Here is a 13,535-nt window from a genome sequence, read left to right as displayed (position 1 = left end):
CAGCGAACCCGGAGACGCCCCCATGCCAACGTTGAAACGTTTTGACGAAGACGCTTACCGCACCACCTGCGATGCCACCGTCGTCGCTCTGCACCCGGAAGGCATTGAGCTGGATGCAACGGTGTTTTACGCCCGCAGCGGCGGCCAGGCTGGCGATACCGGCACACTCGTCCTGGCCGATGGAACAACCATCGCGATTGCCGACACCGTCTACAGCCCGGATCGCCAAACCGTCCTGCATGTGCCCGCCGACAATGCTGGCCTCACGCTGCCCGCGCCCGGCACGGCCGTCACGGCCACCATCGACTGGGACCGGCGCCACCGGCTGATGCGACTGCATACGTGTTTGCACTTGCTGGGCTCGCTCATTCCCGTGCCGGTCACAGGCTGCGGCATCTCGCCAGACGCCGGCCGCATCGACTTCGACCTGCCGGAATCGACGCTCGACCGCGACACGCTCACCGCGCAACTGAATGAACTCATCGGCCGGAACACGCCGGTGCGCATCGACCTGATCACGCCGGAAGAACTGGCCGCCCAGCCCGATCTTGTACGCACCATCGGCGCGGCGCCGCCGGCGGGCGCATCGGCCATCCGCATCATCCATATCGACGGCATCGACCGGCAGCCGTGCGGTGGCACCCACGTGCGCGCTACCGGCGAAATCGGCCGCGTCGTCGTCACCAAGATCGAAAAGAAGAGCCGCCAGAACCGACGCGTGGCCGTAGCGTTTGCAGATTGAGCGACCACCATGAACGAGTCCGCCGCCCTCCCCATGCAACACGCCGACCATGCCGAACGCCGGGGCTTGCTGCTCGGCTTCATCGGTGTGGCCATCTTCAGCCAGACGCTGCCGTTCACGCGCATGGCTGTCGCCGAACTGGATGCCACCTTCGTGGCACTGGCGCGTGCCGTTCTGGCGAGTGTGCTGGCGCTGGCGATGCTGGCGGCCACGGGCGCGTTCTCCGCCGCCAAACGCCCGCGCGGTAGTCAATGGTGGCAACTTGCGGTGACGGCGATGGGCGTGGTGGTGGGCTTTCCGCTGTTTTCATCGCTGGCGATGCGCGATGTGCCGGCCGCGCATGGCGCCATCATCACCGGCCTGCTGCCGCTTGCGACCGCCATCTTCGCCGCCTGGTTTGGGCGCGAGCGGCCGTCCCCCGGGTTTTGGCTCTGCGCGGTCATTGGCAGCGTGCTTGTTGTTTCATTTGCACTGCTGCAAGGAGCGGGCGCCCTGCACCGCGCCGATTGGCTGCTCTTCGCCGCGATGGTGACCGGCGCCCTCGGCTATGCCACCGGCGGCAAGCTTGCGCGCGAGGTGGGCGGCACGCAGACGATTGCCTGGGCGCTGGTCGTCTCGCTGCCCGTGTTGCTCCCGATCGTGGGGGCGCTGGCGTGGATGCCGTCATCCCATCAGGCCGAAGCGCTGGCGCATGCGTCGTCCCGCGCCTGGATGGGGCTGGCTTACGTGTCGGCCTTTTCCATGTTCATCGGCTTCCTGTTCTGGTACTCCGGCCTGGCGGCAGGCGGTGTTGCGCGGGTCGGCCAGATACAATTGCTGCAACCTTTCATGACGTTGATCGGCGGCTGGCTGCTGCTGGGCGAATCGCTCGATGCGCCTACCGTACTGTTTGCGCTGGCCGTGATTGCCGTGGTCGGCATCGGCCGGCGCACGTCGGTCCGCCGATAGCAACGTCTTCCCTGTTTGTTGACCGCACTTACCAAGGAGTCTTCATGTCCGCCTCGCACGACGCTCAGGCCAAGCTCAAGCAACTCGGCATCGAACTGCCTGCCGCCGGCGCCCCCGCTGCCGCCTACGTCATGGCCGCGCAAACCGGCAACCAGGTCTTCCTGTCCGGCCACATCGCCAAGAAAGACGGCAAGCCGTGGGTTGGCAAGCTCGGCGCCGACATGACCACGGAACAAGGCAAGGCCGCGGCACGCGCCATCGCCATCGACCTGATCGCCACGCTGAACACGCACCTGGGCGGTGATCTCAGCCGCGTCAAGCGGATCGTCAAGGTGATGAGCCTGGTCAACTCCACGCAGGAGTTCACCGAGCAGCACCTGGTGACCAACGGCGCATCCGAACTGTTCGTCGAGGTGTTTGGCGACGCCGGCAAGCACGCCCGCAGCGCCTTCGGCGTCGCACAGATTCCGTTTGGTGCGTGCGTCGAGATCGAGCTGATTGCAGAAGTCGCCTGAGCGACGCTTTTTCCTGCTGTGCCACCGGCAGCCGGCCAGTGTTAGACGGGTCGGTTGCCTGCTATTCTCACCGTCTTGCCCACCCACGGCGCTCGCTCACGAGGTGGGCGCTGTAACACTAGGACCACACCATGGACCATACCGCCTGTACCTTCTCCAGCCGCGCTCAGAAACTGACCAGCTCGGCGATCCGGGAAATCCTCAAGATCACCGAACGTCCTGAGGTCATTTCGTTTGCCGGCGGCCTGCCCGCTCCGGTCACCTTCCCGGTTGAAGCGATTCAGGCGGCGTGTGCCCGCATGTTTGCCGACAATCCGCAGGCCTCGCTGCAATACACGCCGACGGAAGGCCTGTCGGTGCTGCGCGAGTGGATTGCCCAGCGTCATGGCACCACCGCCTCGCGCGTGCTGATCACCACGGGCTCGCAGCAGGGCCTGGACCTGCTCGGCAAGATTTTCATCGACCCGCAAAGCAAGGTGCTGGTCGAAACGCCGACGTACCTGGGCGCGCTGCAGGCGTTCTCGCTGTTCGAGCCGACCTATACGTCCATCGCCACCGACGACAAGGGCCTGCTGCCCGACGCGCTCACGCCGGAGCTGGCGGCGGGCGCGCGCTTCTTCTACACGATCCCGAACTTCCAGAACCCGACCGGCCGCCGTCTACCGCTGGACCGCCGCCAAGCCCTGGTCGCCCGCGCGAAGGAACTCGGCGTTCTGCTCGTTGAAGACGACCCGTACGGTGAACTCAGCTACACCGGCGACGCCCTGCCCTCGCTGCGCTCGCTCAATCCGGACGGCGTGGTCTACATGGGCTCGTTCTCGAAGATCCTGGCGCCGGGCATGCGCCTGGGCTACATCATCGCGCCCGAGCATATCCACTTCAAACTCGTGCAGGCCAAGCAGGCATCGGATCTGCACACGCCGAGCTTCACGCAGCGTGTGGCGTACGAGGTGCTGAAGACCGGGCTGCTCGATACGCACATCCCGAGCATCCGGAACCTCTATGGCAAGCAATGCGAAGCGATGCTGGACTCGCTCGCGCGCCATATGCCAGCCGGCGTGCACTGGAACCGTCCGGAAGGCGGCATGTTCATCTGGGTTGAGGTGCCGGAAGGCATCGACACGATGGCGCTGCTGGAAAAGGCCGTCGCGCGCAACGTGGCGTTCGTGCCGGGCGCGCCGTTCTATGCCAATGCGCCGCGTCGCAATACGCTGCGACTGGCGTTCGTGACGGTGGCACCGGAGCGCATCGAGCAAGGCATTGCCGTCCTGGGCGAGCTGATCCGCGCGGAAATCGCTGCGCTCACGCCCAAGGCCGCGTAAATTCGCTAACACCATTCACTTGTTCATCTAAGAAAGGAGCCGTCGTCGATGCTGCGGATCTGGGGAAGACTCTCTTCGGTCAACGTTCAGAAAGTGGTCTGGTGCGCGCGCGAGCTGTCGCTGGACCATGAGCGCATCGACGTCGGCGGCGCCTTTGGCGGGGTCGACACGCCGGAATTCAAGGCGATGAACCCGAACGGCATGATCCCGGTCATCGAAGACGGCCTGAACGACGCCGGGGACACGCGCTTCGTGCTGTGGGAATCCAACGCCATCGTGCGCTATCTCTCGGCGCGCTACGGCCCGGGCAACCTCTACCCGCTCGAACTGCACGAGCGCGCCGATGCCGACCGCTGGATGGATTGGCAGACCACGTCGTACAGCCCGTCGATGGTGGATGCGTTCCTGCAGCTCGTGCGAACGCCGGAAGACCAGCGCGACGCCGCGCGCATTGAACGCTCGCGCCAAGCCGCGGAGCGCAGCACCGCTGTCCTCGAGGCCGTGCTGGCCAAGCAGCCGTACGTGGCCGGCCGCCGCTTCACCATGGCCGACATCGTCTGCGGCTGCGCCACGCACCGCTGGCTGGGCCTGCCGATGGACCGCCCAGCGCGACCGAACCTCGAGCGGTGGATGGCCGAACTGCGGGACCGCCGCGCCTCGCAAGAAGTCCTGGCGCTGCCTGTGGTCTAAGCCCACCTGAAACCAATTGCGGTAGCATCATCAACCGCGCACGGCACCTACGCCGGCGCGGTTTTTTGTTTTCACCGAGGGAAACCCGGATGCCATTGAACCGACCTTCAACGACCGTCGCCACGGCCCTCTGGGGCGCGCTTTACCTGGTTGCCGCCATCGTGTCGCACCGGCTGAACGGGCCGATCGACATGACGGGTTACATCTGGCTGCCGGCGGGCGTCGCCATGGCCGCGTTCATGCTGCGGCCGTATCGCGAATGGCCCGGGCTGGGGGCAGCGTTTGCCGTGGCGCAGCTGGTGCTGGCGGCGATCGAGCGCACCAACCCCGCGCACGCGATGCTGTTCGTGCTGGACGAAGCAGGTAGCGCGGCGCTGGCCGTGGCACTGGTGCGGCTGGCACGCGTCCCGCTTGAAGGGCTTTACTTCGTGCGCGCAATGCTGGTGGCGGGCGCGGTCAGTGCGCTGCTTGGGGCGTTGTTCGGCGCGGCATGGTTTGCGTGGTCGCAGGGCGGCTCGTTCGGACACGTGCTGCGCATCTGGGCGGCTTCGGATTTCCTGGGCGTGCTGATCGTCACGCCGGTGCTCGCGGCATGGTCGCGCTTTCGCGCATTTCGCTCGGGTGGCACAGACCGCACCGATTTTCTGCTGGGCCTGGCGGCCTTCGTGGCGCTGGGGCTGTCGGCCTACGTCATCTTCGATGGCAGAACCGATGCCAAGTTCGGCGACGGGGTCGGCTTTGCTCTGACCTACGTCCCGCTGTTCTTTGCCGTGGTGGTGGCCCTGCTGTGGGGCGGCCGCGGTGGCTCGATGGCCGTGCTGCTGCTTACGCTGCTGGCGCTGACGCAAACCGCCGAGGGCGACGGCCCGTTCGCCGTGCTCGATCACCACTATGGCCAATCGCTGCTGGAAGCGCAGCTGTACCTGGGCGTTGCCGCGCTGCTGGTGCTGCTGGTGAGCGCGCTCAAGACCACGCGCGAACAACTGCACGAGCAAAGCGCGCAATGGCAGAACCGCGTTGAACTGGCGTTGGCAGCATCGGGCCAACTGGTCTACACCATCGACCCGGCCACCGGCCGCATCGACTGGGGCGGCGACGTGGTGCACCTCTTCGGACACGACCCGGCGAGCATGGCGTCGATCTCGACCGTGCTGCAACTGGTGCATCCGGATGACCGCGACGCGCTGCGTGCACGCTGGCTGGGAGAAGCCGCCCCGGATAACCAGACCGCCATGCCAGCGCGCCGCCAGACGCTGCGCATCACTGCGCGCGACGGCACGCTGCACACGGTGGTGGATACCGGCGGCCCGCTGATGGACGCCGTCGGCAACATGGCGCTCATCACCGGTACCTGGTCGGTCGAGACTGCATTGTGACCACATCGGCGTCGGGCAGCACGGCCGTGCTGCTGATCCATGGTCTGGGCGGCACTGCCTACGATGTGGGCGTGCTCCAGAAGGCGCTGCGCAGCGCCGGCGCGGTCACGTACGTGCCAACCCTGCCCGGCCACGGCACGCGCCCCGAAGACCTGATCCACACCCCTGCCGAGGCATGGCTTGAAACGCTGACGCAAGCGTATGAGCGGCTCGCCGCCGAGCACGACACCGTGCATATCGCGGGGATGTGCATGGGCGCATTGCTGGCACTGGTGCTGGCGCACCGGGTTCGGCATGGCATTGCGCGCCCGCAGGACAGGCTGGCGCTGCTCGCCACGCCCGTCCATATCGATGGCTGGTCGACGCCGTGGTATCGGGATCTGCGCTACGCGGTGTATCGCATCCCGGGCATGGCTGCACGCATGCGCGTGGAAGAGGACGAGCCGTTCGGCATCAAGAACCCCCTGTTGCGGCGGATCATCAAGGCGAAGCTCGCACGCGGTGACAGCTTCCACTACCCGTGGGTGCCGCTGGCGTGCATTCGGCAGGTGGACCGCCTGCGACGCTGGGCACTGGCCGGGGCGCCCGATACGCAGTGCCAGACGCTGGTGATCCATTCGCGCGAAGACGAACTCACCAGCCTGCGTTCCGCCCAAACGCTGCAGGCCACCCTGCCCAATGCGCGCAGCGTGGTGCTGGAAAACAGCTACCACATGATCTGCGTGGACAACGACCGCGATCAGGTCGCAGCAGAGGTCCTTGGCTTTTTCGGCTTCGACCCGGCAGCAGCCAGGCGCAAAGGCCCAGCCGCCGCAGATTGATGCCGACGCCGATCAGGCGGCCGGCCCGGCCGTCTCGTGCTCGTGCGCCGCGTCCAGCCGGCGCTGCCGCTCGCTGCCCTTGAACACGCGCCGCACCACCACAAAGAACACCGGCACCAGGAACACCGCCAGCACCGTTGCAGCGATGATCCCGCCCAGCACGCCCGTGCCGATAGCGCGCTGGCTGGCCGATGCCGCGCCGCTTGCAAGCGCCAGTGGCACGACGCCAAACGCAAACGCGAGCGACGTCATCACGATCGGCCGGAACCGCAACCGCGCAGCTTCCAGCGTGGCTTCAATCAAGCCCATCCCTTGCGCCACCAGATCCTTGGCCACTTCGATGATCAGGATCGCGTTCTTGGCCGACAGGCCGATGGTGGCAATCAGCCCGACTTTGAAGTAGATGTCGTTGGGCAGAAAGCGCAGCGTGGCGCCCAGCAGCGCGCCCAGCACGCCGAGCGGCACCACCAGCAAGACCGCCAGCGGAATTGACCAGCTCTCGTACAGCGCGGCCAGGCACAGAAACACGACGAGGATCGACAACGCAAACAGCGCCGGCGCCTGCGCGCCCGACAGCCGCTCCTCGAACGACTGCCCCGTCCACTCGTAGCCGAAGCCTGCAGGCAGACCGCGCGCGATCGACTCCATCGCCGCCATGGCCTCGCCCGAGCTGTGACCGGGTGCAGGCGAGCCGGTGATCGTCATGGCCGGAAAGCCGTTGTAGCGATCGAGCTTGAGCGGCCCGACGATCCACTTGGTGGTGGTGAATGCGGAAAGCGGCACCATGGCCCCTGCTGCATTGCGCACGTGCATGCGGCCAAGCTGCTCGACCGAAACCCGCTGCTTGCCGTCGGCCTGCACGATCACGCGGCGCACCTGGTTGCGGTAGACGAAATCGCCGGCGTAGTCGGAGCCGAACATTACGGCCAGCGTGCGGTTGATGTCTTCGATCGATACACCCATCGCCAGGGCTTTCTTGCGGTCCACATCGATCAGAACCTGCGGCGCATCGCCCTGGCCTGCAAACGTGACTTCCGATAGCGCAGGATGCTTCGCCGCCTCGGCAAGCATGTGGTCGCGTGCCTGCGCGAGGCGCTCGTAGCCGGCACCGCCGCGGTCTTGCAAGCGCAGGTCGAACCCCGGCTTGCTGCCCAGTTCCGGCAGAGCCGGCGAGTTCATCGCCATGACCATCGCGCCCTTGATCTTGCCGAATGCCGCGTTGGCGCGCTCGACCACGGCATCGACATGCTGGCCAGCACCCTTGCGCTGCTTCCAGTCCTTGAGCGTCAGGAACAGCATGGCCGCGTTCTGGCCGTTGCCGTACAAGCTGAACCCCGTGATGGCGAGCGTAGACGCCACGGCCGGTTCCTGCGTCATGAAGTACTGCTCTGCCTGCCGAACGACGTCGAGCGTCTGCGCCTGTGTGGCGCCGGTCGGCAGCATGACGACGGTCATGAACTCACCGGTATCTTCCTCCGGCAGAAAGGCCGTCGGCAGTTGCATGAACAGCAGCACGACCACGCCGATAACCGCGCCGTATGCCACCAGTGCACGGCCCGTGCGATTCAGCAGCATGGCAACGCCGCCCCGGTAGCGTGCCGTCAACCGCGCAAAGCCCCGGTTGAATGCGCCGAAGAAGCCCTTGCGCTCGGCGCCGTGGTCCGGCTGCACCGGCTTGAGCAGCGTCGCGCAAAGCGCCGGTGTGAGCGTCAATGCCAGGAATGCCGAGAACACCATCGACACGGCAAGCGACAGCGAAAACTGCCGGTAAATGTTGCCTACCGCGCCGCCAAAGAACGCCATCGGCACGAACACTGCCGTCAGCACCAGCGAGATGCCGACAATCGCACCGCTGATCTGCCGCATCGCCTTGGCCGTTGCCTCGCGCGGCGAGAGCCCTTCTTCGTGCATCACGCGTTCGACGTTTTCCACCACCACGATGGCATCGTCGACAAGGATGCCGATGGCGAGCACCAGGCCGAACAGCGTCAGCACGTTGATGGAGAAACCCATGGGCAGCATCACCGCGAACGTACCCAGCAGCGCGATCGGCACCACCAGCGTCGGGATGAGCGTCGCGCGAAGGTTCTGCATGAACAGCATCATCACCAGGAACACCAGCACCACGGCTTCGAGCAGCGTCTTCACCACCTGCTCGATGGCAATGCCGACAAAGCGCGAACTGTCGTACGCCACCTCGTAGCGCACGCCGGGCGGGAATTGCGCCTGCGCTTGGTCCAGCACCGCGCGCACGCGCTTGGCAACGCCCACGGCGTTGGCACCCGGCGCCAGCTTGATACCGATGGTCGTGGCCGGCTTGCCGTTCATGCGCGAGAGGTACAGGTAATCGCTACCGCCCAGTTCCACGCGGGCGACATCGCGCAGCAGCACCATGCGGCCCTGCGCGTCTGCACGCAGCGGAATCTGGCCGAATGCTTCAGGCGTGGTGAGTCCATCGTCACCGGTGACGCTCGCGTTGATGGGCGCGCTGCCCGGTACGGCGCCGCTGCCGATCTCACCCACGGTGATGCGTGCGTTGTAACGACGCACGGCATCGCTCAAATCACCGGCGGTCAGGCCCAATGCAGTCAACTTGTCGGCATCGGGCCAAATGCGCATGGCGTATTCCGCATCGAACAACTGCGCGGTGCCAACGCCCGGCACGCGACGCAACTGCGGAATCAGATCAGACGAAGCGAGGTCGCCCAGGTCGATGCCGTCGAAGCGCCCGCGCTCCGCCGTCAGCGACAGATACATCATGTAGTTCTCGGCCGCCTTCTCGATGCGGATGCCATTGCGGCGCACGACTTCAGGCAGGCGCTCTTCGACGATCTTCAGCCGGTTCTGCACCTCCACCGCCGCAAGATCCGGGCTCGTACCCTGCGTGAACGACAGGTTGATCGACACGTTGCCCGCCGCATCGGACGACGACGACATGTACAGCAGCCCCGGCGCGCCGTTCATCTCGCGCTCGATGATGGCGGTGACGGCACTCTCCACCGTGCGCGCCGACGCGCCCGGGTAGTTGGCCGAGATGCTGACGTTGGGCGGCGCGATGTTCGGATACTGCGCCACCGGCAGCTTGGGCAGTGCGAGCACGCCGGCCAGGATGATGGCCAGCGCAATCACCCAGGCAAAGACCGGGCGGTCGATAAAGAAGCGCGCCATGGTCAGCCCTTCTTCGGCTCGGTGTCAGCACGCGGTGCTGCTGGCACCGGCTTGACCGCCATGCCCGCTTCCAGCGTCTGCATGCCAGGAATGGCGAGGCGCTCTCCACCGGACAGGCCGCTCGTCACCAGCCATTGGTCGCCGGCCAACGTTTGCGCAGCCACCGGCCGCGCGGCCAGCGTATTGTCGGCCTGCACCACGAACACCGATGCCCCCTGGCGATCGCGCTGCAATGCGCCCTTCGGAACCGTCACCGCGCCCTGCTGCACGGCGTGCGAGAGCTTCACGCGCACATACATGCCGGGCAGCAGCAAGCCATCGGGGTTGGGCAGCACGGCGCGCATCGAAACGTTATCGGTCGCGCGGTCCACCGCCAGATCGGAGAACAGCAACCTGCCGGGGCGCTCGTACGCCACGCCATCGCTCAGGATGACCTGCACGCCGATGTCCTTGCCGCTCAATGCAGCGGCCTGGCCCTTCTTGAGCGCGCGCTGCAAGGCCAGCACCTCGGCGGCGGGCTGCGCGAAGTCGACGTAGATCGGGTCGATCTGCTCGACGGTGGTCAGCGGCGTGGCGGCGTCTTCCTTGACCAGCGCGCCTTCGGTGACCTGCGCGCGGCGCGAGCGGCCGGCAATCGGGGCCGTGACGGTGGCATAACCCAGGCGCAGTTGCGCGGTTTCCAGCGCAGCACGGCTGGACACCACGTCTGCGGCGGCCTGACGCTCTGCGGCTTGCGCTTCTGCGTATTCCAGCTCGCTCACGGCGCGCGTGGCGGCCAATCCCTTGTAGCGCGCAGCCTTGTCGCGGGCGATGGCGAGCTGCGACTGGGCACGGGCAAGCGCCCCTTGCGCAGCGTCCACCTGCGCCTTGAGCGGCGCGGGGTCGATGCGGAACAGCACCTGGCCGGCCTTGACCACCTGGCCTTCTTCGTAGGCGCGCTTGAGGACGATGCCGTCCACGCGCGCGCGCACCTCCGCCGTGCGATACGGCTCAAGGCGGCCCGGCAGTTCGGTCACCAGGGGCGCATCGGAGCGCTGTGCAACGACAAACTCGACCTCCGGCGGACCAGCGGGCTTGGCGGCCTCATCAGCATGCTTGCCGCAGCCCTGCAACACAGCCAAGGCGCACACGCACAGCAACCACGGGGACGAACGGTAACGACGGAACAACACGGAGAACATCATGGGAAAGGGGGCTGGGCGCGACCGCGCCCGAGGTCTTGAACGAAGCGAAGCGGAAGGCTAGCACGCACATCCGCCGCAGGCTGACCGATTGATTTCCCAATCTGATCAAGACCTTACGAAGCAGGCCCTGACCGTATGCCAGGCAGGCCTGCTGCCCCTTGATGCGGTTTCAGAAGACGCGACCGAGCTGCAGGTACACGTTCCACACGCCCTGCGGCGCCACCGCAAAACCGAAGTAGAGCGGCCCGATCGGGCTGGTGCCTCCGACAAATACGCTGCCGCTCTTCAGGTAAGGGCCCTTGCCAAAGTTGTTGCGCAACTGCCAGACATTGCCGGCCTCGGCGCTGGCGCCGAACACCGGTGCGCGCAGACCGAGCAGATCTTCGACGCGCAGGTCGTACAGATAGGTCAGGCGGCCGTACAGCATGTACTGGCCGTTGAACTGATCCTGCGCGTAGGCGGAAAGGTGCTGGAAGCCGCCCAGGAAAAAGCCCTCGTTAGCGCCGTTGCCCGTGTTGCCGTCGTTTTCACGCGTCGGGCTGTTAATGCCAAACTGGCCCGCCCCTTCCAACGCCACATTGAACGTGTGGCGCCCATAGCTCGTGGCCCATAGGCCCTTGGCCTGGGCGGTGTTGAACTTCTTGTCGAGCGAGCCGAAGCCCGTTTCCACGCTGCTGTAAAAGTAATAGCCGCTACGCGGGAACAGCGGATCGTCGAGCTGATCCAGCGTGAGCTGGGCGCGGAAGGCCGGCTGCTGCGCGCGGGTGGGGTCAACGGCCGTCGCATCCACGACATTCCCGGATTCGTCCGCGATCAATTGCAGGTAATTGAACGTTGCCGTCTTCCTGACGTAGTTCACGCCCAGGCGCAGTTCACCCTTGCGGCCCAGCGGGATGCCAAGGTCAACGCCGGCGCGTGCCGTCTCGATGGTCAGGTTGTTGAACGGCTTGGCGTCCCGCGTGGGGGGCTGGTCGTCAAAGTAGAGATCGGAGCGCCGGCGCGAGTACTCGGCGTACGGCGCCACGTAGAACCCGCGCGCCTGCCACAGCGGCTGGCGCAGCTCGGTGTGGATGCTCGCCCGGTTGCTGCCGAGCACGATGTCATTGCGCCACTCCAGTCCGCTCTGCGTGAGCCACGGATACCGATGGCCGAGGTTGACGTTGAATGCGCCGCGCCCGTCGAAGTTGGTCGACATGCCCAGTCCGAACAGGAAGAACTGGTTGCCCCACGACTTTTCGTGCGCGTCGATCTTGAGCGTATGCACGCCGTTCTGTTCGACCAGCTGCTGCGTGACGGTTTCGAAGTCGCCGGTGGTGGCGAGCGCCGACAGCTCGCGGTTGAGGGCCTCGGCGTCATACGCATCGCCCTCGCGCACCTTGATCAACTGGCGCACACGCGCCGCAGGCACACGGCCGTTGGTGGTCACATCGATGGCGTCGATGCGCGCGCCTGCCACCAACGTGCCTTGCGGCTGATGGGCGGCGCGGTACGCGGCATACGCCTGCGGCGACAGCGACAACGTCGCGAGCTTCGCCTCGACGCCCTGCGCCGCGCGCTCGCCTTGCCGCACGCCCTGCGGGCCCTTGGCGAAATCGGTGAACGAAAGTTCCGAGAGCTGCGGCTCGATCAGCACATCCTTGGCGCGCAGCAGCGCCTTTTGCGCCCGCACGTTCTGGCCGACGAGGATCGTGATCATCTGCTGCGTGACCGCCGCAGGCGAGGCCAGGTCTTCAGGCCGCTCCAAGTCCGACCCGATGTTGACGGCGATGATGATGTCCGCGCCCATGTCGCGCGCGAGCTGCACCGGCAGGTTGCTCACCAGGCCACCATCCACCAGCGTGCGCCCGCCCACCTCGATGGGCGCGAACAGCCCCGGCACCGCCATGCTGGCCCGCATGGCCAGTGGCAGCGAGCCGTGGTCGAGAATCACCCCGTCGCCCGTGGCCAGATCCGTCGCCATGGCCTTGAACGGAATCGGCAGGCGCGAGAACTCGATGTTGTCGGGCCACTGCGCCGTCCAGTTCTTGAGCAGCGCGAGCAGACGGTTGCCCTGCACCAGCCCGGCCGGCAGCCTGAGCTTGCCGTCGCCATAGCCGGCCGACAGGCCGATCGGATACTGGAAATCGTCCTCGCGCAGCGACTGCGGCAGCTTGGCGCGATCGTTGCGATCGAACGCGATGTCGCTCAAGTCGACCTGCGAGAGCTTCTGTTCCAGCGCATCCGCACGCATGCCGCTCGCGTACAGGCCGCCCACGACGGCGCCCATGCTCGTGGCGGCAATCACATCCACGGGAATGCGCATGCGCTCCAGCATCTTCAGCACGCCGATATGCGCATAGCCGCGCGCCCCGCCACCCGAGAGCACCAGGCCGATACGCGGCCGCGTCGATTCGGTATTCGCCTGCGCGGGCGCTGGCGCGGTCTGGCCATGCACGGCGGGCGACAGCGCCGCCGATGCCACAAACACGGTGATCACGGCGGTAGTCAGTCGGGAGCCGTGGCGGCGAAGCAGGAAGGCCGTCAGAGAAGCCATGGATGGAGGGCGAACTAGGGTTATGGGGATGCTGGGCAGCGCTGCAGGCGCAATGATTCCACAACCCGGATTTACCCGGTGCAATTGCGTGCGCCGCGCCAAACAACGGCTCGGCGCCGATGAATACTTTTCAGGGCGAAAGTGACAGAATATTGCCGGGACCCGGACACGCTTGTTCCTACAATCCGCGTTTGCCCCTGCGAAAAGGGGCAACAGAAGACGTTCGGTATCGACAA

10 protein-coding genes are annotated in these 13,535 nt (G+C 66.2%); 7 read left to right on the top strand and 3 right to left on the bottom strand.

Annotated elements, in window-relative coordinates:
• Positions 1–22: 22 nt before the first annotated feature.
• From N5B55_RS04195 to N5B55_RS04165, 7 genes are all read left to right on the top strand, one after another.
• The gene (locus N5B55_RS04195) at positions 23–742 is read left to right on the top strand and encodes an alanyl-tRNA editing protein (RefSeq protein ID WP_304539233.1); all 720 of its coding nucleotides are present in this window, start codon (positions 23–25) and stop codon (positions 740–742) included.
• Between the two features lie 9 nt (positions 743–751).
• On the top strand, positions 752–1,690 hold the full coding sequence (locus tag N5B55_RS04190) for a DMT family transporter (RefSeq protein ID WP_304539232.1): 939 nt from the start codon (positions 752–754) through the stop codon (positions 1,688–1,690).
• A gap of 44 nt (positions 1,691–1,734) precedes the next feature.
• Positions 1,735–2,205 carry a RidA family protein gene (locus tag N5B55_RS04185; RefSeq protein ID WP_116574762.1) on the top strand — a complete coding sequence of 157 codons (471 nt, stop codon included), beginning with the start codon at positions 1,735–1,737 and terminating at the stop codon, positions 2,203–2,205.
• Between the two features lie 131 nt (positions 2,206–2,336).
• Positions 2,337–3,527 (top strand): aminotransferase-like domain-containing protein, encoded by a 1,191-nt coding sequence (locus N5B55_RS04180; RefSeq protein ID WP_304539231.1) that lies wholly within the window; start codon positions 2,337–2,339, stop codon positions 3,525–3,527.
• A 48-nt stretch (positions 3,528–3,575) separates the two neighbouring features.
• Positions 3,576–4,217 carry a glutathione S-transferase family protein gene (locus N5B55_RS04175; protein WP_154207230.1) on the top strand — a complete coding sequence of 214 codons (642 nt, stop codon included), beginning with the start codon at positions 3,576–3,578 and terminating at the stop codon, positions 4,215–4,217.
• 89 nt (positions 4,218–4,306) lie between these two features.
• Positions 4,307–5,593 (top strand): MASE1 domain-containing protein, encoded by a 1,287-nt coding sequence (locus N5B55_RS04170; RefSeq protein WP_304539230.1) that lies wholly within the window; start codon positions 4,307–4,309, stop codon positions 5,591–5,593.
• Positions 5,590–6,414 carry an alpha/beta hydrolase gene (locus N5B55_RS04165; RefSeq protein ID WP_304539229.1) on the top strand — a complete coding sequence of 275 codons (825 nt, stop codon included), beginning with the start codon at positions 5,590–5,592 and terminating at the stop codon, positions 6,412–6,414. Before N5B55_RS04170 ends, N5B55_RS04165 begins: the two co-directional genes overlap by 4 nt.
• A gap of 12 nt (positions 6,415–6,426) precedes the next feature.
• Here N5B55_RS04165 and N5B55_RS04160 read toward each other — a convergent pair whose 3' ends face one another.
• The 3 genes from N5B55_RS04160 to N5B55_RS04150 form a co-directional block, all read right to left on the bottom strand.
• Complete coding sequence (locus tag N5B55_RS04160; RefSeq protein WP_304539228.1) at positions 6,427–9,582, bottom strand: multidrug efflux RND transporter permease subunit; 3,156 nt, start codon at positions 9,580–9,582, stop codon at positions 6,427–6,429.
• 2 nt (positions 9,583–9,584) lie between these two features.
• Positions 9,585–10,766, bottom strand: a complete 1,182-nt coding sequence (locus N5B55_RS04155) for an efflux RND transporter periplasmic adaptor subunit (RefSeq protein ID WP_369812422.1) — start codon at positions 10,764–10,766, stop codon at positions 9,585–9,587.
• Between the two features lie 169 nt (positions 10,767–10,935).
• A complete protein-coding gene (locus N5B55_RS04150; protein WP_304539227.1) occupies positions 10,936–13,299 on the bottom strand; it encodes a patatin-like phospholipase family protein in 2,364 nt (787 codons plus the stop codon).
• Positions 13,300–13,535 lie beyond the last annotated feature (236 nt).

The organism is Ralstonia pickettii (assembly GCF_030582395.1).
Taxonomy (GTDB): domain Bacteria; phylum Pseudomonadota; class Gammaproteobacteria; order Burkholderiales; family Burkholderiaceae; genus Ralstonia; species Ralstonia pickettii_D.
This window is presented reverse-complemented; position numbering and strand designations above follow the sequence as displayed.

Bases quoted from the DNA above. Each gene is read 5' to 3' on its own strand.
- N5B55_RS04195 (WP_304539233.1), top strand. From the start codon at position 23: ATGCCAACGTTGAAACGTTTTGACGAAGACGCTTACCGCACCACCTGC.
- N5B55_RS04190 (WP_304539232.1), top strand. From the start codon at position 752: ATGAACGAGTCCGCCGCCCTCCCCATGCAACACGCCGACCATGCCGAA.
- N5B55_RS04185 (WP_116574762.1), top strand. From the start codon at position 1,735: ATGTCCGCCTCGCACGACGCTCAGGCCAAGCTCAAGCAACTCGGCATC.
- N5B55_RS04180 (WP_304539231.1), top strand. From the start codon at position 2,337: ATGGACCATACCGCCTGTACCTTCTCCAGCCGCGCTCAGAAACTGACC.
- N5B55_RS04175 (WP_154207230.1), top strand. From the start codon at position 3,576: ATGCTGCGGATCTGGGGAAGACTCTCTTCGGTCAACGTTCAGAAAGTG.
- N5B55_RS04170 (WP_304539230.1), top strand. From the start codon at position 4,307: ATGCCATTGAACCGACCTTCAACGACCGTCGCCACGGCCCTCTGGGGC.
- N5B55_RS04160 (WP_304539228.1), bottom strand. From the start codon at position 9,582: ATGGCGCGCTTCTTTATCGACCGCCCGGTCTTTGCCTGGGTGATTGCG.
- N5B55_RS04155 (WP_369812422.1), bottom strand. From the start codon at position 10,766: ATGATGTTCTCCGTGTTGTTCCGTCGTTACCGTTCGTCCCCGTGGTTG.
- N5B55_RS04150 (WP_304539227.1), bottom strand. From the start codon at position 13,299: ATGGCTTCTCTGACGGCCTTCCTGCTTCGCCGCCACGGCTCCCGACTG.